General features: G+C 48.8%; 23 protein-coding genes and 1 pseudogene. 3 read left to right on the top strand and 21 right to left on the bottom strand.

Annotated elements, in window-relative coordinates:
* From BO18_RS28295 to pap, 6 genes and pseudogenes are all read right to left on the bottom strand, one after another.
* Positions 1–330: pseudogene (locus BO18_RS28295) on the bottom strand (hypothetical protein); the annotation flags it as partial.
* Positions 327–1,394: a 3-dehydroquinate synthase gene (gene aroB / locus BO18_RS28290; protein ID WP_034451292.1), complete on the bottom strand. Its 1,068-nt coding sequence runs from the start codon at positions 1,392–1,394 to the stop codon at positions 327–329. The gene aroB and the pseudogene BO18_RS28295, both read right to left, overlap by 4 nt.
* Complete coding sequence (locus tag BO18_RS28285) at positions 1,391–2,236, bottom strand: prephenate dehydrogenase (RefSeq protein ID WP_051689240.1); 846 nt, start codon at positions 2,234–2,236, stop codon at positions 1,391–1,393. The genes aroB and BO18_RS28285 overlap by 4 nt, the downstream gene beginning before the upstream one ends.
* 77 nt (positions 2,237–2,313) lie before the next feature.
* Positions 2,314–3,312, bottom strand: coding sequence for a 3-deoxy-7-phosphoheptulonate synthase (gene aroF, locus BO18_RS28280; RefSeq protein ID WP_034451290.1), 999 nt, complete (start codon positions 3,310–3,312; stop codon positions 2,314–2,316).
* 293 nt (positions 3,313–3,605) lie between these two features.
* Positions 3,606–4,127, bottom strand: coding sequence for a CarD family transcriptional regulator (locus BO18_RS28275; protein ID WP_034451289.1), 522 nt, complete (start codon positions 4,125–4,127; stop codon positions 3,606–3,608).
* A gap of 301 nt (positions 4,128–4,428) precedes the next feature.
* On the bottom strand, positions 4,429–5,907 hold the full coding sequence (gene pap / locus BO18_RS28270; protein WP_034451288.1) for a polyphosphate:AMP phosphotransferase: 1,479 nt from the start codon (positions 5,905–5,907) through the stop codon (positions 4,429–4,431).
* Between the two features lie 212 nt (positions 5,908–6,119).
* Between pap and BO18_RS28265 the strand changes: the two genes are divergently transcribed.
* Both BO18_RS28265 and BO18_RS28260 read left to right on the top strand, forming a co-directional pair.
* Positions 6,120–7,148, top strand: coding sequence for an acyltransferase family protein (locus BO18_RS28265; RefSeq protein ID WP_034451287.1), 1,029 nt, complete (start codon positions 6,120–6,122; stop codon positions 7,146–7,148).
* Between the two features lie 123 nt (positions 7,149–7,271).
* Entirely contained in the window at positions 7,272–8,315 is a 1,044-nt protein-coding gene (locus tag BO18_RS28260) for an acyltransferase family protein (RefSeq protein ID WP_034451286.1), read from the top strand.
* Positions 8,316–8,322: 7 nt separating this feature from the next.
* On the opposite strand, the gene BO18_RS35205 is transcribed toward BO18_RS28260, so the two are convergent.
* From BO18_RS35205 to BO18_RS28230, 7 genes are all read right to left on the bottom strand, one after another.
* Entirely contained in the window at positions 8,323–8,475 is a 153-nt protein-coding gene (locus BO18_RS35205; protein ID WP_185752608.1) for a hypothetical protein, read from the bottom strand.
* 185 nt (positions 8,476–8,660) lie between these two features.
* Positions 8,661–11,072, bottom strand: a complete 2,412-nt coding sequence (locus BO18_RS28255) for a ribonucleoside triphosphate reductase (protein ID WP_034451284.1) — start codon at positions 11,070–11,072, stop codon at positions 8,661–8,663.
* A gap of 10 nt (positions 11,073–11,082) precedes the next feature.
* Complete coding sequence (locus BO18_RS28250) at positions 11,083–11,781, bottom strand: anaerobic ribonucleoside-triphosphate reductase activating protein (RefSeq protein ID WP_034451282.1); 699 nt, start codon at positions 11,779–11,781, stop codon at positions 11,083–11,085.
* Between the two features lie 273 nt (positions 11,782–12,054).
* Positions 12,055–14,172, bottom strand: coding sequence for a hypothetical protein (locus BO18_RS28245; protein ID WP_185752607.1), 2,118 nt, complete (start codon positions 14,170–14,172; stop codon positions 12,055–12,057).
* Positions 14,173–14,229: 57 nt separating this feature from the next.
* Positions 14,230–14,922: an SDR family oxidoreductase gene (locus BO18_RS28240; protein ID WP_034451278.1), complete on the bottom strand. Its 693-nt coding sequence runs from the start codon at positions 14,920–14,922 to the stop codon at positions 14,230–14,232.
* Positions 14,913–15,887 carry an SPL family radical SAM protein gene (locus tag BO18_RS28235; RefSeq protein ID WP_034451276.1) on the bottom strand — a complete coding sequence of 325 codons (975 nt, stop codon included), beginning with the start codon at positions 15,885–15,887 and terminating at the stop codon, positions 14,913–14,915. The genes BO18_RS28240 and BO18_RS28235 overlap by 10 nt, the downstream gene beginning before the upstream one ends.
* On the bottom strand, positions 15,862–16,590 hold the full coding sequence (locus BO18_RS28230) for a hypothetical protein (RefSeq protein WP_034451274.1): 729 nt from the start codon (positions 16,588–16,590) through the stop codon (positions 15,862–15,864). The genes BO18_RS28235 and BO18_RS28230 overlap by 26 nt, the downstream gene beginning before the upstream one ends.
* Before the next feature lie 80 nt (positions 16,591–16,670).
* Here BO18_RS28230 and trpS point away from each other — a divergent pair, with 80 nt between their 5' ends.
* Entirely contained in the window at positions 16,671–17,660 is a 990-nt protein-coding gene (trpS, locus tag BO18_RS28225; protein ID WP_034451273.1) for a tryptophan--tRNA ligase, read from the top strand.
* Positions 17,661–17,712: 52 nt separating this feature from the next.
* On the opposite strand, the gene BO18_RS28220 is transcribed toward trpS, so the two are convergent.
* The 8 genes from BO18_RS28220 to BO18_RS28185 form a co-directional block, all read right to left on the bottom strand.
* A complete protein-coding gene (locus tag BO18_RS28220; RefSeq protein ID WP_034451271.1) occupies positions 17,713–18,402 on the bottom strand; it encodes a response regulator transcription factor in 690 nt (229 codons plus the stop codon).
* Complete coding sequence (locus BO18_RS28215) at positions 18,402–19,943, bottom strand: sensor histidine kinase (RefSeq protein ID WP_034451269.1); 1,542 nt, start codon at positions 19,941–19,943, stop codon at positions 18,402–18,404. The genes BO18_RS28220 and BO18_RS28215 overlap by 1 nt, the downstream gene beginning before the upstream one ends.
* Positions 19,944–20,129: 186 nt before the next feature.
* Complete coding sequence (locus BO18_RS28210) at positions 20,130–20,705, bottom strand: hypothetical protein (RefSeq protein ID WP_034451267.1); 576 nt, start codon at positions 20,703–20,705, stop codon at positions 20,130–20,132.
* A 214-nt stretch (positions 20,706–20,919) separates the two neighbouring features.
* Positions 20,920–21,345 (bottom strand): MarR family winged helix-turn-helix transcriptional regulator, encoded by a 426-nt coding sequence (locus BO18_RS28205; protein ID WP_034451266.1) that lies wholly within the window; start codon positions 21,343–21,345, stop codon positions 20,920–20,922.
* Positions 21,346–21,363: 18 nt separating this feature from the next.
* Positions 21,364–21,906 carry a glutathione peroxidase gene (locus BO18_RS28200; RefSeq protein WP_034451265.1) on the bottom strand — a complete coding sequence of 181 codons (543 nt, stop codon included), beginning with the start codon at positions 21,904–21,906 and terminating at the stop codon, positions 21,364–21,366.
* Positions 21,907–22,053: 147 nt separating this feature from the next.
* On the bottom strand, positions 22,054–22,650 hold the full coding sequence (locus BO18_RS28195; protein WP_034451263.1) for a hypothetical protein: 597 nt from the start codon (positions 22,648–22,650) through the stop codon (positions 22,054–22,056).
* Positions 22,637–23,035 carry a hypothetical protein gene (locus BO18_RS28190; protein WP_034451261.1) on the bottom strand — a complete coding sequence of 133 codons (399 nt, stop codon included), beginning with the start codon at positions 23,033–23,035 and terminating at the stop codon, positions 22,637–22,639. The genes BO18_RS28195 and BO18_RS28190 overlap by 14 nt, the downstream gene beginning before the upstream one ends.
* Before the next feature lie 26 nt (positions 23,036–23,061).
* A complete protein-coding gene (locus BO18_RS28185; RefSeq protein WP_034451260.1) occupies positions 23,062–23,697 on the bottom strand; it encodes a Maf family protein in 636 nt (211 codons plus the stop codon).
* Positions 23,698–23,699 lie beyond the last annotated feature (2 nt).

The following is a 23,699-nucleotide window of genomic DNA, read 5'->3' as shown; positions in this document are numbered from 1 at the left end:
TTCCGTTATTGGCCTGTCTATGAGCCTCCCCTTTGTCCTGAAGATAAGCTTACTGTTGGCTTCAGACTTTAATGCCAAAGCCACGGGGATCATGAACCTCAAAGTAGATCCGCTCTCATTGCAGTTGAAGATAAGAGTCTCAGACTCAGTATCCAGAAGAGTCTTGAGGCAGGATTTTGTCGCCTTTATATCGTCGTTATCCTCTTCATTGTCATCGAGATAATCCCCTCTGGCGCCAAGGATGAAATTTATGATAAGTTCCCTGTGATAGACCGACTTTGAAGGCGGTGCTTTGACTTTCAGATCAACGTTGTTACAAGCTATTCTCATACAGACAAAAACTCCAGGAACTCTTCTTTTGTCATCTTCTTTATCTCGGCACTGCCGATCTTATTCACAAGTATAACCGATAAGGTGTCGCCGCGTTTCTTCTTGTCGTTCATGGCGCCTTCGACTATAACTTCGGGCGTGATCTCGTCACTTACCGGGAGCTTATACAGCCTTAAGAGATCCTTCATCTTCTCTGCGTCCTCAGCAGAAAGAGTTCCCGCTCTGACGCATGCATCCATGATGATCCCCATGCCCTTGGCCACGCAGATCCCGTGAGGTTTTGTAAAACCGCTGTCGCGTTCGATGACGTGTCCCACGGTGTGACCGAAGTTCAGCGTCTGGCGTCTTCCGTTATCGTTCTCGTCTTCACCGACGACGCTAGCTTTATCAGATACGTTCATATAGACGATCTCTTCCAGAAGTTCCTCGTCAACCCTGATGCTGCCGTTTGCTTTTTCGAGCTTATCGAAAAGATCAAGATCCATTATGAACGCGTGCTTTGTGACCTCACCCATGCCTTCGGTAAACACGTCATCAGGAAGTGTCCTGAGGAACGAGATATCCTCCAGAACGAGTGTGGGCTGCCAGAACGCGCCGACCTGATTCTTCCCCATCGGGATGTCGATTCCGGTCTTTCCTCCGACTGACGCGTCGACCATCGCCAGAAGGGATGTCGGTATTTGGATAACGCTTATGCCGCGAAGGAATGTCGATGCAGCAAAACCTGCCATATCAGTCGTCACGCCTCCGCCCAGACCGATTACGATGTCGGTCCTGGTAAAGCCCGCTTCAGCCATCTTATTCCACATTCCGGCGATCTCGGTGATGTTCTTATTCTGCTCACCCGCGCCGAAAACATAATCTGTCACTTCAAATCCCGCGCCTTCAAGCTGATCATTGACCGTATCAAGATATAACGGCGCCACATTGGTCTCGGAAACGACCAGGGCTTTCAGCGCCTTGGGGCAGAGCTTCTTCGCCTCCGCGCCCAGCGACCTGACGGCGTCTATGCCAATGAGCACATCGTATTCCTTGGATGCGGCGCTGACATGAACGGTCCTCATATGCCGTCGACCTCCTCTTTGATCTGTCTGCCTTCATCGAGCAGATCGCGGAGTCCGTCAAAATCGTCCTCGACAAGAGCCTTCCTGTACTTGGCAAGCTCCTCCTGAAGATGATCGATCTCAAAGATCAGATTGTCCTTGTTTTCCATGAAGAGCTGGGTCCACATGGTGGGATTGAGCCACGCGACTCTTGTCATATCCTTGTAGGAACCCGCCGAAAATCCCTTGTGGTTCCTTGCAGAAGGACTCTTTATATATGCGTTGGATACAAGATGCGCCATCTGAGATGTGAATGCGATCATCTTATCGTGTTCATCGGCATGAGCGAGATGGAAACTTCCGAATCCGCACGGAGCAAGAAGATCTTTTACCCTGTCCAAAAGGAACATGTCGTCAAAGACGGGCGGAACGACGACCATGGGCGCGCCCTTGTACATGTCGCCTCTGGCATGCGTCATTCCCGAGAACTTCGTTCCAGCCATGGGGTGACAGCCGACGAAGAGGAAACCGTTCTCTTCAGCCATCTTGAAAGCCTTCTCGCAGACAAGTCTCTTCGTGCCGCAGGCATCTATTACCATGCCTTCTTTATTGAAGTGCTCCTTGTGGTTTTCCATCCATTCGATGGTGGCTTCCGGGTAAAGCGAGAGTATGACGAGATCGCATTTCCCGAGGTTCTCATCCGTCAGTTCATCATCGATGATGCCCTGCATCTGAGCCATCTGCGTAATACTCTTCGTACGGTTCCAGCCATAAACTGTGGCTCCCTCACCGTTCTCCTTATAAGCCTTTGCAAACGAGGCTCCGATAAGGCCTAATCCTACCACGCCGACTGTTATCTTCATTTGATATGCACTTCCTTTTCGAAATAATATACGTTCTTTAAACAAAAAGACGCTGACATATATCAGCGCCTGATCTATCACAGTATGCTTCTTGCTTTTGCGATAGCTTCCATTACTTCTCCGAACTGTACGGGTGTGAGCTGCTGAGCTGCATCGGAGAGGGCCTTTTCGGGATTGCAGTGAACTTCGATCTCGAGAGCATCCGCGCCTGATACTACAGCAGCCATGGACATCGGCTTGATGAGATTCGACTTGCCCGTAGCATGTGAAGGGTCACCTACGACAGGAAGGTGCGTGATCTGCTTCAATACTGAGATGGCACTTACGTCAAAAGTATTCCTTGTGTATGTCTCGTATGTTCTGATACCTCTCTCGCAGAGGATGACGTTGGGGTTGCCTTCGCTCATGATGTACTCGGCGCTCATGAGGAGTTCCTTAATGGTAGCCGAGAGGCCGCGCTTTAAGAGGATCGGCTTGCCTGTCTTGCCGAGGGCCTTTAAAAGGTCGAAATTCTGCATGTTTCTTGCACCGACCTGAAGGAAATCAACCTCTTCGAAAACCGGGATCTGCTCAGGGCTCATGATCTCGGAGCAGATGGGAAGACCCGTCTCCTTCTTAGCCTCAAGGAGAAGTCTGATGCCCTCTTCGTGAAGTCCCTGGAAATCGTAAGGTGAGGTTCTGGGTTTGAATGCGCCGCCTCTAAGGATCGTTGCTCCTGCCGCCTTAACGGCCTTTGCCGCGCTCATGATCTGCTCCTCGCTCTCTACCGAACAGGGTCCTGCGATGACTGCGAAATTCCCGCCGCCTATCTTTACTCCGGCTACATCAACGACTGTATCCTCAGGATGGAACTTCCTGTTTGCCTTCTTGAAAGTCTCCGAAACTCTCGTTACCTTCTCGATGATATCCAGACCCTGAAGCATGTCGATATCGATCGTCGACGTGTCGCCTATGAGACCTAATACCGTGCAAAACTCACCCTTGGACTCATTGACCTTAAGGCCTTTGCCCTCAAACCATGAGATGAGGCTCGAGATCTGTTCCTTTGTTGCCGTGTTCTTCAATACTGCGATCATGTTATTTATCTCCTTTTCAGGATCCTTACATCCTGTTTTTTAACTTCTTCATGCCTTGAACAAAAAACGCTGCGGGGTTATTTGCGTACCCTGCAGCGTTATTCAGATCAAGTGTATTGGTTCTTTTTGGCGCTAGCAAAAGTCGCTTTAGTTCGTCTCCCTAAAGTAGTAATAGTAGCTATACGCATAAAAGAAAACCGCAGTCTTCATAAGGATTCTCCTTAATTCAAAACTGCGGTTATTAAATCACACCTTCTTGCATATTGCAATAACTAATACCGAGCCGATAGGTATTATGCGAAATCTTCAAGTCCGGTCTTCTCGTGGATCAGCTCGACGACACCGTCAGGTTCCATGTCGAGCGCCACCGCGATCTCGTTGTTCATCCTGCTCCTCGCATCCGCAAGGGCACGCTCATCCTGGGCATTCAGATGCTTGCCTTCCTTGGCGAGCTTCTCGGCATGTCTGTTGATCAGGTATATCAGTCCGACGATGTCCTCCCTGCTGCCGTTGACGATAATGTCGGTAAATGCGATCTTGCGCTCATTGCGGTCTTCGATCCAGCTGCAGTTATCTATGGGGAGCTTGTCGATCAGAGCGATGGCCTCCTTCTTCGAAGCTACGGGTCTGATCCTGCTAACCTGAGCCTCGTTGTTGAGAGGCACGTATACATACTGGGATCTTGTTACAAAGAGAGGCTTTAGAACATAGTATTTCTGAGGTTTCTCTTTGAAAAAACTAATGTCTTTTATGTCGTCTATCTGGCAAACACCGCTGCCTGCATAAACAATATTGTCGCCTATCTTAAAGCCCATACAAACCTGCCTTTCATTAAAATTTCTAAAAAATTTTATACATTTTTCGAAAAAAGTATTTGTAAAAAATGGAATATGGTATATACTACTAGATTTATTTTAGCACGGTTATTTCAATCATGTGGTAGGCATTTTCTACAAAAATCGCTCTATTCAGAGGACTTTGTTTGACTTTGCCCAGGTTTTGCCCCACTCCCGGCAGGAAACCGGTCCGGAATTACAAAACCCAAACAAAAAACTCCGGCCCCGAACATTAAGTCCGGAGCCGTGAGCCGAAAGTCTTTTCAATTAGCCGTTCGCGTCAGTCTTTGTCGCAAGCTTCCTTGATGCGGTCGATAACGATCTCAAGAGCCTTGATGCGCGCATACTTCTTGTCGACGGATTCCAGGATGTACCATGGCGCAAACTCTGTCGATGTCTTCTTTATCATCTCGTCGATCGCCGTCTCGTACTTGTCCCATTTCTCACGGTTGCGCCAGTCCTCATCGGTGATCTTCCACTGCTTCTCGGGATTTGCCTGACGTTCCTTGAAACGCTTGAGCTGCGTCTTCTTGTCAATCTGGACCCAGAACTTGATGACGACCGCGCCCCAGTCGGTCAGTTCCTTTTCGAACTCGTTGATCTCGTTATAGGCGCGCTGCCAGTCGTTCTCCGAACAGAATCCTTCGATGCGCTCGACCATGACCCTTCCGTACCAGGTGCGGTCGAAGATCGCAATGTGGCCTGTCCTCGGGAGCCTTGTCCAGAATCTCCACAGGAAGTGTCTTGCCTTCTCGTGCGGCTCGGGGCTCGCGATCGGGAGCACCTCATATCCTCTCGGATCGAGCGCGCCGGTGATACGCTTTATGTTGCCGCCCTTTCCTGCCGCATCCCATCCCTCATAAGCGATGATGACGGGGATCTTCTTCCTGTAGAGCTTATTATGCAGGTCTCTTAATTCGTCCTGGAGTTTATCGAGTTTTTCTTCGTACTCTTCGTCTGTAAGCTCTTTTCCCTTCAGATCGACTTCCTTGAGCAGGGGCGTCTTCTTGAGCGGGAAAGTGTTCTGAAGGATCGGAGCTGCAAGACTCTTGTTCTTCAAAGCCGTCTCGATGCCCTGATTCAGGAATTCGAGAACCTGGAGTTCTGCAAACTTCTTGTCCTTGCTGTCGATGATGTACCACGGAGCCGTCGGATTGTTCGTATCCTTCAGATACTGGTCGTAAACATCCATGCACTCGTCGTAATGCTTGTTCTCATAGAGGTCGCCCTTGTCGACACGCCACTTGGTATCCTTGTCGTCCATGAGCTTCTCAAGTCTTTCCTTCTGCTCCTTCTTCCCGATCTGGAAGAAGAACTTCATTACGAGATAGCCGTTATCGACGAGGGTCCTTTCAGTCCTGTTTATAGACTCGATCCTCTCCTCGTATTCCTTGTCGCTCAGGAGATCCTCCATGACCTCATCCGTTATCTCCTCCATCCAGAAGGTATCGTAAAAAGCAAACTTGCCCTTTTCCGGGATCTCCTTCATGTATCTGTACAGGAACGGATACCGCAGATCTTCTTTCGACGGCTTAGGGAAAGTCTTTACCCTGAAGAATCTCGGATCGATATTCTTTATGATCTTACCGAGCACGCTGCCCTTTCCTGCCGCGCCCCAGCCCTCGAAAATTACCATTACGGGAAGTCCGGCTTCCTTTATCTTCATCTGTGCCACGAAGAGCTTTGCCCTTTCCTCTTCCAATCTCTTGGCAAATTCCTCGTCGTCCGGTTTCTCGACCTTAACAAAATCCTTGAGCATATGAGACCTCCGTTCCTGCGGCGCAAAGCCTTTATTCTATTGCTTCTTTTACTATAAAAACTCAGCCGCCGATTTTGAAGATGGGATTTGCATACTTTTCACGCCGGGTGATTGTGCATTCGGTGCGGTGACAAACAGTTTTCCGTAAATAGCACATACTTTCCGGGTGTGTTAGAATCCAAAATACCTGATAAGATAAGGTGACTTCATCCATGACACATAGTGGCAGTACCGCAAAAACCAGAATCCGTTTCATCGATACCGCACGCGGGATCGCCATCATCTGCATCATTTTGGGACACCTCGGCAGCGCATCGATAAACCGCGTTGTCTACACATTCCACATCCCGCTGTTCTTCCTTATCACGGGCTATTTCATCAGCACAAAGGCCTCTTTCTCCCGGTTTGCAAAGAAAAAGTTCCGTTCCCTCATATTGCCGTATCTTTTGACTTCGGCAGTAATAGTTTTGCTGGCGGCAGTCAAAGGACTGCTCACGGACGGAAACCTCACCGCCCCTCTTAAAGCATGGACCTTTGCAGCCTTATACGGTTCAGGCAACAATTACCAGGGACTGATCCAGATAAAGGGGATTGGCGCGATCTGGTTCTTATGGGCATCCTTCATCGCCGTCCTGATAATGAGGCTCCTTCTGAAAGCCGACTACAGGATCAGGATATTGGGTGTAATTACGGCATTTAACCTGGGATATCTGACCAGCCTTTACTGCTGGATGCCCTTCAGTTTGCAGCCCGCCCTATGCTCAGTCATATTCATCTATCTGGGATATGCATACCGCGGGATGGAAAGCACCCTGAAAAAACTTAACAGGGAACTGATCGCCGTCTTACTCATCCTCGCGCTCCTTATCTGGGTAACTTTCATCACAGGTTTCAGGTCATTTTGGATAGTCGACTGTGATTTCGGCAGAGGCATCATAGACATGATCGGATGCATCTGCGCATGCGCCGTTGTTTTCGCGGTCTCATATTTCACCGACAGATTCATAAGTCCGGTCTCCGCTGTATTGTCATTTCTGGGCGAGAACAGTCTTTTCATTCTCTGCGTCCACACTGTCGAACAGAACCTGATGCCGTGGAGCAGCATCCTCAACCTGATACTTCCGGGTGCGGCATCTCTCCCCCGCCTCCTCGTGCTGATCGCTCTCAAGCTCACGCTTGATACCGGTCTGGGCTGTCTTCTGTCAAGGATCCCTGTTGTCAGAAAGGCATTCGGAGTCTGAAGCCGCGGGGCACAAGATTGTATACAGAGTTTATGCGGGCTCCCGCCGTGTGTGCAAATGGCAAAGGGTGTTTGATTATGTTAGAATTCAGACACCCAAATCAACTGCAAAGAGATTCTCATAATGGAAACAGCGGCCCTAACTGCAGACAGATCTTCCAAAACCAGAACGCGGTTTATCGATATCGCCCGCTGTATCGGCATCATAGCGATCATCGTGGGTCATACGGGCGATCCCGGTATCCAGAGAATAGTTTACACATTCAACGTTCCGATCTTTTTCATGATAACCGGGTACTTCACGAATGATAAAACTCCTTTTCCCCGTTTTGCCAAACGCAAATTCCGGACTTTGATCGTCCCTTATCTTCTTACCTGTTTGGTTATGATACTGACAGCCCTGCTGACTGCTTCCCTGACCGGCAATGATGTCATCGGCGAAGTCAAACTGTGGCTATACGCTTCATTATACGGAGCAGGATACAATTGGACCGAACCTTTCTTCATTTCCTCCATCGGTCTTGTCTGGTTCCTTTGGGCCACTTTTTTCTCCAGCATATTTCTCAGACTTCTTCTCAAGACCAAGAGCACGATCCGCATCCTGCTGGTCATCACGGCATTTGCCGTCGGGTTTATCTCCAGTTACATAGTCTGGCTTCCCCTGAGCTTTCAGGCTGGTCTGTGCGGAATACTCTACATGTACGTCGGTTATCTTTTCGCAAATGCGAAGGACACCGCGGCAGGGTTCGGCAAAGAAACAAAAGCACTGCTGATTCTGGCTGCCTTTGCAATGTGGATCGCTTTCATCATTAATTTCAAGGGATTCTGGTTCGTTATCTGTGACTTCGGCAACGGAATACCCGACATCTTCGGGAGCATATGCGCCTGCATAGGCGTCTTTACCATTGCATTCTTTATAGAAAAGTATCTGAAGCATTCATCCAGGATACTTTCCTACATCGGCGAAAACAGCATCTTCATAGTTTGCGTGCATGCTGTGGAACAAAACTTCATGCCCTGGGATAACATAATCAATCTGATCTTACCCAATGCCGGCAAAGCGCTGAGCCTTTTTTTGCTCTGCATATTCAAACTCGTGCTGAGCATCTCTCTGGGCTGCCTGATCTCCAGGATACCGTTGATCAGAAAAGCATTTGGAATGAAATAAGCCCTGATCAGCCTATCCTGATCTCTTCGAGCAACGTCTCATAATCGAACTTCTCGAGTTCGATCTCTTCTCTTATTGATTCAGGATTAAGGGCGGGCAATACGGTGATGCTGTGCTCTCTCTTTTCACTGTGTTCGATCGAAAAAGAATTATCTTCCATAACAGAATCACCTTATCAAGTTATTTCCCGTATTCTACTACTACTTTTCCGGATTTTTACAAGAATTTTTGAAAAGTAATGCAAAGATAATATTACAGATCAGAACCGGTTTGCTAAAAAACTCCCGGAAGAACTTTGCCTTCCGGGAGTCATTCTTTTACTTGTTATAAGGCATATGCTTAAGATTATGCCTTGATACCCTTGCAGTCGTTTACATACTGTCTGATGGGGCCGATGTCGGTATACTTCGTGACGCCCTGGCCGTCGGCATCAGGGATAACGAGCACGGGCACATTGACTATCTCGAACTTCTTTGCGAGCTCAGTTTCGTCATCTGCATAGATGAGCTCATAGTCGAAATGCTGTTCATCGAACATTGCCTTTACAGCCTTGCACTTTGCGCATGTGTGTGTCGTGAAGAGCATCGGCTTTGTTACCTGTGCGCCGTCAATGGGCTTCAGCTCCGGGAGTTCCTTGGGCTCGGAAGAGCTTATCGTAACGGTAGCGGTTCTGGGCTTCATGTTGGAGTTGCATGTGTCATATGTCTGTCTGTCCTTGAATTCCTGGAGCTTACCGTCGTTCCAGTTCTTGATCGGACGATAGTAACCTGTGATACGGCTGTATGTCTCTGTAGCCTCACCGCACTCGGGGCAAGCCTTGACCTCGCCGGGGAGATATCCGTGAGCCGGGCAGATGGAATATGTGGGTGACAGAGTGTAGTAAGGCAGCCTGTAGTTCTCGGCGATCTTTCTTACGAGAGAAGCTGCAGCCTTCCAGTCAGGGAGACGCTCGCCCAGGAATGCGTGGAATACGGTACCTGATGTGTAGAGAGTCTGGAGATTGTCCTGAACGTCAAGAGCATCGAAGATATCAGCTGTATAGCCTACGGGCAGGTGTGAGCTGTTGGTATAGTACCATACGCCGGATGCATCGTTTGCAGTGATAATGTCGGGATACTGAGCCTTGTCGTGCTTTGCAAGACGGAAAGCTGTGGACTCTGCAGGTGTAGCCTCAAGGTTGTAGAGGTCGCCGTACTTCTCCTGATAGTCGGAGAGCTTTTCTCTCATGTGATTGAGAACGTCAGCCGTGAAGCGCTGTGCCTCCTCATGAGTGAGGTCCTTTCTGAGCCACTTGGCATTGAGGCATGCCTCGTTCATACCGACAAGACCGATTGTCGAGAAGTGGTTATTGAATGTTCCGAGGTAGTGCTTTGTATAAGGATAGAGGCCTTCCTCGAGGAGCTTCGTGATCATGTTCCTCTTGATCTTGAGAGATCTTGCGGAAACATCCATAAGATGGTCGAGCTGTCTGTAGAAATCTGCCTCATCAGTTGCAAGATATGCGATACGGGGAATATTGATCGTAACTACGCCGACAGAACCCGTGGACTCGCCTGAACCGAAGAAACCGCCGGACTTCTTACGGAGTTCACGAAGGTCGAGACGCAGACGGCAGCACATCGAACGTACATCGGAAGGCTCCATGTCGGAGTTGATGTAGTTAGAGAAATAAGGGATGCCGTACTTTGCGGTCATCTCGAAGAGGAGCTTGTTGTTCTCTGTCTCTGACCAGTCGAAATCTCTTGTGATGGAATATGTCGGGATAGGATACTGGAAGCCTCTGCCGTTGGCATCGCCTTCGATCATGATCTCGATGAATGCTCTGTTGACCATGTCCATCTCGGCCTTACAATCCTTGTACTTGAAGTCCATCTCCTTGCCGCCGACGATACAGTTCTGCTCTGCGAGGTCGTTCGGTACAGTCCAGTCGAGCGTGATGTTCGTGAACGGGCTCTGCGTACCCCATCTTGAAGGTGTGTTTACGCCGTAGATGAAGGACTGGATGTCCTGCTTTACCTGCTTATAGTTCAAGTGGTCGACCTTAACGAAAGGTGCGAGATATGTATCGAAAGAGGAGAAAGCCTGAGCGCCTGCCCACTCATTCTGCATGATGCCGAGAAAGTTGACCATCTGGTTGCAGAGTGTGGAGAGATGCTTTGCAGGAGCGGAAGTGATCTTGTTCGGGATACCGCCCAAGCCTTCCTGGATGAGCTGCTTTAATGACCAGCCTGCACAGTAACCTGTGAGCATGGAGAGGTCGTGGATATGGATATCGGCATTTCTGTGTGCGTCTGCGATCTCTTTGTCGTAGATCTCAGAGAGCCAGTAGTTTGCCGTGATGGCGCCGGAGTTGGAGAGGATCAGGCCGCCTACGGAATATGTGACTGTGGAGTTTTCCTTAACACGCCAGTCCTCGATCTTTACGTAGCTGTCTACGAGATTCTTATAATTGAGGAGAGCGGAGTTCATGTTACGGATCTTTTCGCGCTGTGCACGGTAAAGGATGTAAGCCTTAGCTACATCGTCGTAACCCATCTTCTGGAGCGTAACCTCGACGCTGTCCTGGATGTCCTCGACGCCTACCTTGCCGTCAACAGCCTTCTTCTCGCAGTCGGAAACCGCATTCAGGGCGAGCATATCGATAATCTGTGCGTTATACTCTCTCTTCTGTGCTATAAAAGCCTTCTCTATGGCTCCGCTGATCTTACTTAAGTCAAAGTCTACGACTTTGCCGTCTCTTTTTACGATTTGATACATGTTCCTCTCCTTAACTCTCTCCGCGTATCTTTGATTGCGGTATTATTTTTCTCGCATTTCCCAATGCCTTTTCCAATTCTCCGCGCGGCATCTCACCCAAACCTTCACCGTTCAGAAGATCTCCCGAATCAACGAAGTTCTGGAGGAAGTACTTCTCAGATCCTTCCACCTGCTTCGCGATCGTCTCGAAATCGTCCGCAGTGTGCAGGGGCGATACCACCGTCGTGCGGAACTCGTGATCGACTCCGCTCTCCTGTATCAGCCTGATGCTCCTCTTTATAAGAGAAGTGTCGAAGCCGCTGATACCGACTGTTTCCGCATACTTGTCAAAGGTGTTCTTGAGATCCATCGCAACATAGTCTACGTTCCCTTCAACCAGGATCTGTCCGAGCCTGTCAGGGAATGTGCCGTTGGTATCAAGCTTTACCTTGTAGCCAAGCGACTTGATCTTTGCGATAAACTCACCGATGTCAGAATGCAGAAGCGGTTCTCCGCCTGTGATCGCAACTCCGTCAAGGATCCCTTTCCTCTTGTTCAGGAAGGCGAAAAATTCTTCTTCGCTGATCCTGTAACTTTCCGGAGGGTTGTTCACCAGTGCCGGGTTGTGGCAGAAGGGGCATCTCAGGTTGCATCCGACGGTGAACACCGTACAGGCTACCGTCCCGGGGAAATCCAAAAGTGTTAGCTTCTGAAGTCCGCCGATGATCATGTCCCAATACCTCGCTCTTGAATTGAAAAATAGGTGCGAATGCGCTTCGGTTCTCTCGAAACGCTCTTAAAGATTACCTATATGTTGTGGTCGTGTCAACAGCAAAACCCAATATATTGTGCTTGTAATGTGATTGTAACAAAAAGCAGAAAAACTTGACAACCACTAGGGGTTCAGGGTTTTTCCGCATAAAAAAGCTCCCCGGAGGGAGCGAAAATGTAATATTACAATATCCTGAAACTGTCCCCAAAAGCGAACCCAAGATCAGATATCTCAGGTGGCGGGCACAAGATTCCATGTCGTTTCCGGATGTTCTTCAATGAACTCGTCATAACCTTCAGTATCAAACAGGAATGTATATTCGATGAAGTCGCCGGCCTTTATGCCTCCCTGCTCAGCATCCGAGACCAGGGCCCTGGACTGGCCGTGACATACGGAATACGTGCCGTTCTTATTTTCGAGAAGGACAAAGACCTGTGAATCATCGTAGGAAAACCAGTCGATCTTGACGCTGCCGTCAGAAACCGTCAGGAAGATATCATCGATCACGTCATCGTTTATTACCCTCATTCTGTATTTGCCGGCGTAACTGCTGATCTCGACAAGCAGTCCGTCGCCTTCAAAACCGCCGGCAGCGGGCTTCAGGTAATATCTGCCCTCACTGACCGGATTACGGGTACGCGGCAGCACTTCGCTGTAATATGCTTTGTATTCGTTTTTCCCTTCGACGAGAAGCTGTCTCAAAGTTCCGAGACCTGCCGCTGCAATGAGGAATACAAACACGCCGGCTATAAAGAATACCATCGCGGAACCACTTACGGTCATCTTGGCTTTTGCGGCTGCCTTCAGATCGATCTTCGACATCTTCTTTATCAACGCGGTAAGTCCGGCAACACCTGCCGGGATCATTACGGTCATATAGGAAAGCGTGTAGAAAGGTGCAGCTTCCCAGATAAGGTGGAACACATAGCCTCCGATAAATGTCAGGAAGAGCAGCATTGCGGGCGAACCGTTCCTGCTGCGCGCACTCTTTACCGCAAAGGACGCACCGCCCAGGAACATAAGGATCTGGAACACCTTAAGGAACGAAGCAGCGATCCTGATAACCGAAGGATCGGCCAGGAACCAGACAAAAGGAGAAGCATTGCTGTCCAGATAAGCATTCCTGCTGAAAAACTCAAACGCGCAGTGTGTCGGATCGGACCACTGGATAAGTATCTTTCTTGTATAGAATCCGATCGCATACTGGGGCTCGGCGAAAAACATCTGAATGCTCGCGGCAATATCCTGCTTTGCCGAAACGGCCTGAACGGAAGCGTCAAAACCGGATTCCGCATACGTGAGCGCATTATATCCGTTATACATTCCGGCCTCTTCCTGCATGCCCATGGCGATCCAGGAATACTTGGACGCGCCCGACGATACAGGTGTACCGGCAACGGCACCCACTATAAGATTCAGACCGGAGTTCAAAAGGACCGACGCAGCCAGTACCGCAACAGGTATATAAAGCTCTTTGAATCTGCGCTGCTTAAGGAGCTCTGCCGCAAGATATATCGTAACCGCTATGGAAAAGATAATGAAGTTATTCTTGATCACACACGCAATGGCGGCAAATGAGACCGCAACGGCAGTGCTCTTTACCCCGCCTTTCTTCGCAGCTATGGCGGCCGCATGCTTCATCGCCCTTACGGCAAAGAACATTCCGGGAATATCACCATATATTATCAGCACCTTCGCCTGGAATGGCAGGAACAGTAATCCGGCCGCCATCACCATGATCTGTGATTTTTTGGATAACCCGAACCTTCCGCCGATCTCGGCAAGATCGGAATAGATAAATGGGACCAGCACGGCATTTATCAGCATAATCAGCGCATTGTTGTAATGACCAGCGATTCCGCTTATCAGATACAGAACAACAGCCATGCCCGTGTTGTTGGGATATATGCCGAGATATCCGGGCGGAGTGAACGTTTCCTTCTCGCCCCACGAAAAACTGTATGCGGCTCTCTGGACTTCCAGCTGATCTTCTCTCTGCCCCATACCGAAGATGCCTACGGCAAAGATCATGCATTCGGCAAAGACCAGGATCTTCATCAGCCTCATTGCACGGTCGAAAGTTTCCTGCCCGTCTAACATGGATATCTTTCCCATCGCAGACGGCGACTTAAGAATCAGGATGCCGCATGCAAAGACTGCCGCCACCGCAACAAAAAGGAGCAAAAGGGGATTCAGGAACATTACACGTGCATAACCGATATCCGATATCAGTCTGTACGTGCCGGCAAAACACACAATCAGGAGATAAAAGCAGGCGGCAAAAGCCAGGACCGTGATCACGGTCTTATAAAAAGAAAACAGTTTGCTTTGACTTCCAGATTTGCCCATATACGAGGAATAATAAGATAATCAGGGATATATTGCAATTTTACACATCAGAAGACTTCAGTTTTTCTTCTTCTCTATCCGGTTGAACTGGGGTCTTACCTCAACTTCCGTGACAGCCGCACCCTCGCGCATACCGATAATGTTCTTCACGCACTCGGCAACATCTTCGGGGAGCAGGTAGCACCCTTCCTCTTCAGACGGTTTGAAATCCGCATTTCTGTAGAGTTTGGTGCCGAGCGTAAGATCCGGACAGACCGTAACGACTCTGACACCGGTCTTTCTCACTTCTTCAAAAAGGCTCCGCCCATAGCTCCGGAGTCCCGCCTTGAGCGCACCGTAAGCTGCGCCGTGGGTGTTGATCCTCGTCGACGTGACCGAGGCGATGTTTATCACCATGCCCTTGACGTCCTTGAGCTTCGGCAGGAGCGCCGATGTCAGTATCAGCGGAGCTTCCAGATCCACCCTGCACATTTCCTTTATCTGAGCCGGAGTATTGAACTCGGCAAGTCCGTAGTACGCGCTTCCGGCCGCATTGACCAGAATATCCACCCTCTTTATCTCCGATACCTTCGACAGTAGGATGTCCGTATCTCTCAGATCGAGAGAAAGTCTCTGTTCGAAGAAATCACAGCCTTCAGGGAATATCCTTCCGATGCCGTAGACTTTATAGCCTTCTTCGCTCAGCATCTTTGCTATCGCAAGACCTATTCCGGAGGAAGCTCCGGTTACCAGTGCCGTTTTCAATTCCATGTGAATATCTTCTCCCTTCCTATGTGTTCCCCCAGAAGTCCGCACATGAACTCCTGCATCTCCTTATCGGTATCAGGCTCATACTGGGCAACGCCGTCCCTGATAACATAAGGATACCACGCTGCCTCCGAATCAGGGTAAGCCTTTCTCATCTTGGACAGGAAATCCGCAGATATCCTGAACGTTCCGACACTGACGTCCGTAAGCTTTCCGGGATCTAATACCGACACCGTCTCATCCACAAGACGCTTATATGCATCTTTCCAGTCCGGTACCTTCATCATGGGATCGAAGCAGAGCCTTACTTTCGCTCCGTTTTCCATGGCTTTCGCAGCCGCGTTTATCCTCGCCCTGACAGGAGCGGCATTCTTCTCGTAACGCGTGACCACCTCTTCAGGCGACAGGGTAAACGCATAGATGACGTTCGATATGTTGTCCTTTATCTCCGGTGCGGCTTTTGTCCTGAGCTCGACCAGCAGATCTTCATGAGCCAGCGCCTCTTTTTTCCAGAAATCGGCATGTCCCGTCAGACCGTTCATCGCGATAAGATCGGTGTCGTAAGAGGCGCATACGTACATCGGTCCGTCTTTGAGTTTCTCCTCCACATCCTTTTCGTAATCATCGAGATTTACAAAAACGACAATATGGCCGGAAGGATACATTCCCTTGAGATAACAGTACCCGCAGTCAAACGGGCAGTTCATCATCGAGCTTGCATAATAGAAATTCTTCTGGCCGAAAGACTGACAGACCGGGGCTCCTTCGAACAGCCTGTTGCCGTCCCTTACGGCGATTATCAGCGCCTGATGCTCTCTTTGCAGAACGGCATTCTGCCTCTTTCTGTCGAAAACATCCTTATAGTGCTTTATCCGGATCACATGCACGTCCGGGAGCTTATCCAAGATCTCACGTGTCAGCGGGTAATCTTCCGCCCTTTCCTCAACGTAGACGCGAGTAAATCTCATCGAGCACCTCCCTTCCGGCCTTCCTGTCTCTGACAGGGATCCTGCCATCATTTCTCATCCTGTCCAGGATGCTCAAGAGTTCATCTTGCCTTCCTGCGGCAACGCAGTAATGCTCGATGTCTCTGAGTTCGTTTCTCATGTATTGGGAGAGTTTCAGTTCTCCGGCAACGCTCTCAGGCAGGAACTCATACGACTTTTCCGTGCTGAGCCCGGACATGATCTCCGCGATCTTTTTTATCTCACCGGAATGTCTGCCCATCAGTTCCGTTACTTCTTTCGGTGACGGGAAATCATCTCCGCTGTCCGAAACCACTTTATAGATGACAAGATTGGACGGCGGTATCACCTTCAATGCTTCTTCGCAGATCAACGCCGCTTCCATGTCGTACAGCATGCCTTCTTCAACCACGGTAACGACTTTATCCGAAGTGGTAAGCGGCATCTCTTCCGCATCCGTTTCAAAAAGTATGTCCGGATAGAACCGTCTGCCCGTTGCATCGGAGATCACCTGATCGATAAGATATCCCCTGCCCTTATTTCTTCCGGCGCAGATGCCTGCATTGAGGACAAGATCATTCGCTTTAAGTCCGATCTTCGATATCCTGTCCGAGGCCCGTCCGCCCGCGCCCGTTACGATCACCTCGCCCCGGATGCCGTTCAGTGCCGCGGCTTCGCATTTAAGAGCCGTAAGGATATATAACATGCATCTGACCTCTCTTTCTTTTGTAAATTATATTATATCGTGTTAATATTAGTCGTCTTACAAGACAACGGAGGTTTAATATGGACAGATTACTTACGGGCCTTCAGCCCAGCGGTTCACTTACGATCGGAAATTATGCGGGCGGTATCTCGCAGATCGTTAACTATCAGAAGGATTACGAGACATTTCTTTTTGTTCCCGACATGCACGCCATCACGGTCCCCCAGGATCCCGAGGCTCTTCACAGGAACATCATCAATGCCATTGCCATGTACATCGCATGCGGCGTCGATCCGAACCTCGAGAACATGCATATCTACATTCAGTCGGAGAATCTCTATCACGCAAATCTGTCCTGGATCTTCGAGTGTCACACGCCTCACGGCGATCTGACGAGAATGCATCAGTTCAAGGCCAAGTCAGCTCTTCACGAAGCTTTCACCGAAGGCCTTGTCACATATCCCGATCTTATGGCTGCTGACATCCTGCTCTACGACCCCAAGTACGTTCCCACGGGCATCGACCAGAAGCAGCACGTTGAGCTTGCCAGAAACCTCGCCATCAGGTTCAACAACCGTTACGGCGAGCTCTTCAGGATACCTGAGCCCCTCATCCCCACGATCGGAGCAAAGATCCGCGATCTTCAGAATCCGGAGCAGAAGATGAGCAAATCCACCGACAATCCGAAGGCTTCAGTCTTCCTTTCCGATCCCGAAAAGACGATCAGAAAGAAGATCATGTCCGCTGTCACGGATTCCGACGGCATCATAAAGTTCGACGAGGAGAACAAACCCGGCGTATCGAACCTCCTTACCATCTACTCCGTATTCACGGGTTCTACAATCGAAGATGCAGTCGCAAAGTTTGAAGGCGGCGGATACGGCGACCTCAAGAAAGCAGTTGCGGAAGCAGTCGTCAGCAAGGTCGTTCCTTTCCAGGATAAATACAACGAAGTAATGAACAGCGGAATCATCGATGACATCCTTGATGCAGGCCGCGACTACACGATCGAGATCGCGAGAGAAAAATACGAGCTCGTAAGAAAGGCAGTCGGTTTCGGCCGTATCTGATCCTTTCAGCAGATGAAAACAACAGCGCCGGGGTTATTATCTCCCCGGCGTTTTAATTTGCTTTGTTTTTCCAGATATATCCGCTCTTTATCACCGTCTCTATGTGATAACTTGCATCTCCAAGTGACGCGCGGAGCATTTTGATGTATGTATCCACTGCCCTGTCGTATCTTGCGAAATTCATTCCCCAGACGGCATCAAGTATCCTGTCTCTCGATAAGATCTGCTCCCTGTTTTCGACCAGGAACATAAGAAGATCATATTCCTTGGGAGATATCTCGATGCGCTTGCCCGATACGCTCACCTGTCTTTTCGCAGGTTCGATCTCTATCTCGTCCACCACTATGCGTCCGCTCTGCACGAGCAGTCCCCTGTAGCGGTTGATCAGGGCATTGATCTTAAGCAGAAGGAGCTTCATCGAATATGGTTTTGTAAGGTATTCATCAGCTCCGGTCTCATATCCTTTTTCAATGTCATTCTCGCTTACCAGTGCAGTAAGGAAGATCACCGGAACATCATAGCGGCTCCTTATAAACCTGCAGACTTCCCTGCCGTCCTTGCCTGGCATCATTATGTCCAGGATTATCGCATCATAACGGTTCTGCATGACCATCCTGCATGCGTCATCCCCGTCCCCCACCTGGTCGACTTCAAATCCGTTCTTTGTCAGGAACGCTGCCGTTATCGTCCTTAAGGACACTTCATCTTCCGCGATAAGAAGTCTGTATTTGCCTTCCGCCATTACTTAGCCTTTTTCATCTCAAACCAGAATGTGGTCTCTCCCGATCCGCTCTCTGCTCCGAACTTCGCCTTATGGAGCTCCAATATGCTCTTGTTGACTGCAAGACCCACTCCGTTGCTGCCCATACGGTCCGTGCGTGCCTTATCCTTCTTATAGAACAGATCCCATATCTTTTTCAGTTCTTTGGCACTTATGGTCTCGCCGTCATTGCTGATCCTGAATACCACATTGTTTCCTGAAGCCGAGACCTTGATCTCCGCCTTTTCCTTACCGTATTTTATCGCATTGGAAATGAAATTCGAGATGACCATGTTCATCATGTCCAGATCAGCCATGACATATAATTCCTCATCACCCTCTTTCGTGAATCCGAATCTTATCCCGCGCTCACGGGCAATGTGCTCAACACGGTCAAAACATGCTTTCGCAAACTCGAAAAGTTCCACTTTCTCAAGATTCAGTTTAACGTCACCGGAATCCATCGCCGAGATGTTCAGGAGCGTGGTAACCATCTTATTCATGTGGTCCACTTCATTGCTTATCTTCTCAGTTACTTCCGCACGGTCCTTTTCTTCCACGAGCTCCCAGTTCTCGATATAGGCCTGAGTCACGGCAAGCGGTGTCTTAAGCTCATGCGCAAAGCTTCTCGTGAGATTCCTGGTCCGCGCTTCAAAGTTCATTCTGTTGATGTACATCCTTCTCATCATGAATACAGTAAGCAGCATCAAAGCCACAAGCATGACAAGGATCAGGATATACACGTGTATGTAATTCGAGAATACGTAAGCCAGCGGATGGAACACATAAGCATCATATTCATATATGTCTATCTTATTTTCCGTGAGCGGAACTTCAAAAGATGAAGTTGCGATCACTAATGCATGCGATGTGATAAGACCGGTTTCAAATGCCGAGACATTATCGTTTGTGCTGTATTCATCTATCAGTTCATCGAATAATTCTTTTGCCTCACTGTCCAGTTCACTTTGTCTTTCGGTTTCTTCCGTGATCTGAACATCAGGTTCTTCTTCATCCAGAACCTGCGTTACTGTCATTACCGGTCTGGTAACGACGGTCACGTTATTATTCACTGTACTGACAGAGTATGCAATAACTGAATCCCCGACTTCCGTAACCACGATCTCTTCACCCAACAGAAAGACATCCATATCGTCTGTCACCGGCTCATTGCCGTTCACCTCTACGCAGAAACTGACCTGATGTACGTCACCTGCATTATCTGCGTCAGACGGTGTTCCGTTGTTATATACATAACGGCCGTAGTGTCCGATATCAGGATCTGTCCTGCTCGAAAGGTATCTGAATCCGTCGAATACGACCAGCGTATTCTGGCTGTCTTCGGTCCTGTCGATCTCTATCCGGCTTACGTCGAAATCTTCATCGTTACCGGTGACTTTGCTCACAAATCCGCTGTTTGCGTCATTCACCACGATCATTGTAAAGAGGATGCCGCCAAGCGCTGTTGCGACCAGAATCAACACACAAATCAATGCCGTGATCTTAATATAACTTTTTCTCATTTTCCCATTACCCCCTTGCGCTTGGCGTTTCCCATGCATCACTCGATATTTTGAGTATAAAACGCCGATGTGTAATCTTTATGAAAATGAGCAATATTTTTTATCAAGATCAAGGCCGTCCCGCTTTGCAGAACATGCAGGCGGGACGGCCCATCTTTTTTCTTATCCTATGTATCCCCTATCTGTTTACTCCACATGCCAGAGTCTTGCTCTGTCATATTCTTCGGGCAGCGGCTCCCAGTCTCCGTCTGAAACTTCGATGTACCACTGCATCTCGGAGCTGTCCCATTCCATCCAGCCGTAATCACCGTAATCGGAGGAGATGCCTTCGTACCAGTACTGCCAGGTATGGGTCTTTGTTGTGTTGTTGTACCAGAAATAGCAATCTGTTTCCGCGTCGTAGTAGCACTCGTACTTATCATCCCATTCGCAATAGCGACCGAGAGATCCAACATAATATCTATCCTGTACGGCTGTCGCTTCGTACGCACTCTGCCTTTCTTTCTGATCATTTAACTGCTGAACAAATTCTGCCGGCATGTCAGGAAGTCTGGCCAAAAACGCCTTTGCTTCTTCGGGATCGCAGGTACCCTTCGATATGATGAAGAATCCGAAAAATCCCAGCATCAGGAGCAGAATGGGAAGTTTGACTAAGAGATCGAAAGCATTGAGCTTTCCGGGATTTCCGCTGCCTGAACCGTAATCGCGACCGTTGTCTCTGAAATCATAATGAGTGGATGAACTTTTCTGTGAAGGTGGCATTGATCTATCCTCCTTATTCCAAAGGGCTTGACAGCCTGGGCAACGCGGCCCTTATCTCTGAGGCCCCGTCCCCTTTTCCTTACTCCACTTAAATTTTAGAAAACCCCTTGAGCACTGTCCATCTTTTTCGTATATACCAAATCGACAAACCGGATTTATCCGCAGATAATCCGGTTTGTCTTTAGTGCACTAAAATATCTTTGGCCGGTATGCTTCAGCTGTCCAGCAGTGAATACAATATCTTATATAACTGCACCGCATCTTCCTTTGAAAGTCTCACGCACGAGCCTACCTTCTCCGGGATGTCTTTTGCCTTGTTGTATAATGCCTTTCCTTCTTCAGTCAGCGTGACAACGACGACACGCTCATCCTCTTCGCTTCTTGTCCTTTTTATCAGACCCTGTTTCTCAGTATTCTTCAGCATGGGAGTTACGGTTCCCGTATCGAGCCTTAACCTCCTGCAAAGGTCGCTTACCTTAACGCTGTCCTCTTCCCAAAGTACAAGGAACATTATGTACTGGGTGTATGTAATACCCAGAGGCTTCAGATATGGCGTGTACAGATTCACCACTTTCCTTGCGGCCGCGTAGAGCGGAAAGCATAACTGTGAATCAAGCTTCATCGATTCTTTCGTCTTCATTCAGATTACCCCTTGTCTTCAGATAAGACTCTCGACAAATTCCCTGACTTCCTTCATGTCGGCTGTGGGTTCAAATCTCTTTACGACATTTCCTTCGCGGTCGACTATAAACTTCGTGAAGTTCCACTTGATCTCCGGATTGTTCTGATAATCCTTGTCGATCTTCTTGAGCATTGTATTCATGGCGAATGCCTTAGGACCTTTTCCGAAACCTGCAAAGCCCTGCTGTGACTTAAGGAACTTGAAGAGCGGAAGAGCATTCTCACCATTCACGTCGGATTTCTTCATCTGCGGGAACTTCGTGTGGTATTTGAGCTGGCAGAACTCTGCAACCTCTTCATCTGTTCCGGGAGTCTGGCCCGCGAACTGGTTGCAGGGCACGTCGATGACTTCGAATCCCTTGTCGTGAAGATCTTCATACATCTCCTCAATGGGCTTGTAGTGCGGTGTGAATCCGCAGCCTGTTGCGGTGTTGACGATGAGTATAACCTTACCTTCATAATCCTTAAGAGAGATCTCTTCTCCCTTGGGTGTTGGAACTGAATAATCGTAGATGGACATAACTGCGGTCTCCTTCCGTGTTTCATTTGATAAAATTATATTGTGCCAAATATAAATTGTCAACACTTTTTCTGCAAAAAATAGCGGGCATCCCGTTTTTCGGAAAGCCCGCTACAGTTATTGTAATATCTTTTAATTTAAGAAGCGCTAGTTCTCGTTCGGATAGACGAGTCTCCTGTCGGTATCAAACCACTCGGCTATCGTCCTGAAAGCCTCAACTATGAACTTGCCTCTCGGCGTGATCGAATATGTGCCGTCAGCATTCTCCTCGATCGTGCCTGTAACGATCTGCTCGTTGAAACGCTTTTCGAAAGCACCATAGTCTTCAACATATTTTGAAGTGAATACTTCTCCAACCGATTCCTGGGTGAATGTCTGATCGGAATTCTCCTCCATATAACTGAGCATGAAAACCGATACGGAACGCTCGACAGTAACCGGAACCAGCGTGAAGATGACCATATTCACGCAGCAAAAGATAACGAACATCATGATGATGTCCCTTATGGTGATAAAGCCCCAGAACTTTCTTACGATGCCCATGACGACCGCAGCGATGAGACCTGTTATGACGATGAACACGACGCCTCTGTACATGAGGACTTCCATGTTCTTAAGGATACCCGTATGGAATAATCCGATGAACATCGCCGAACATACGATATAGATGAGCGCGTATATTCCTATAAGCGCCGCTATACTTCCTGCATTACCGCTGCCCTTGCCCGTCTTAGACATTTCCATTCGCCCCGCTCTTTTTCTTTATTTCTTCCGCAGCCAGAGCCCTCGCCTTCTCGATCGGGTCAGCTATATATGCAATACCGCCGCTGCTGATCTGGATCGCAGTTCCGCAGAACTGGCAGAAACCCGTCGAATTTCTTCTGATGCGGTTGCCTGTTGCACCGCAGTTAGGACACTCGACCGCAACGCTGTCACGGGCGATCTCGTCTTCCAACATTGTTCTTCTGCGTCTTTCATTCTCTTCGGCTGCTTTTTCTCTCGATGCCTCAGCCTGAAGTCTTGCTCTTTCAGAAGCCGTTCTTGAACGCTCGATTTCCTGCTGCTTCAGGATGTGATCGCTTACTCTGAAACCAATCTTGATGAGATTGTTCAACCCTATCCCAAACATGAGCTTATCCTCCTGTTAATCTATTCTTACTCCAAAGGATATTGTACCATGTATGAGATCTCTCTTGCCAGTCTTGCGACAGGCAATCCGACAACGTTTGAGTAGTCTCCGTCGATCTTCTTTATCAGAAGAGCTCCCTTATCCTGTATGCCATATGCACCGGCTTTGTCGTAAGGCGAACCGCTTTTGCAATAATCCGAAATAAGCCACTTCTGGTAAAGATCCAGCGGGTTGAATTCGACACTGGTTACTTCGGTAAATGTGTTTTCGCCGTTGGCCGTGATAAGAGCAACGCCCGTTGCGACCACATGAACTTTTCCGGACATCGAACTGAGCATCCTCTCGGCATCCGGCCTGTCAACAGGCTTGCCGTAGATTACCCCGTCAAGGATTACCGAAGTGTCTGCCCCGATCACCAGATACCGTTCCTGTTCTTCCTCTGAGAGGAATTCGAAAACGGCCCTCGCCTTTAACAGAGCGAGATGTTCACTGACCTTAAGGACAGGAACACCCTTTTCCTCCATCTCGATCTCAGCTTCACGCTCATCAATATCGGCAGTGAACACTTCAAAATCTTCGGTGATCATAGACAGCAATTCGCGCCTCCTGGGAGACGCGCTTGCTAAAATAATCTTTTTGTTTTCTTTAAATATCTTACTCATTA

This window comes from Butyrivibrio sp. AE2032, from assembly GCF_000702965.1.
This window is presented reverse-complemented; position numbering and strand designations above follow the sequence as displayed.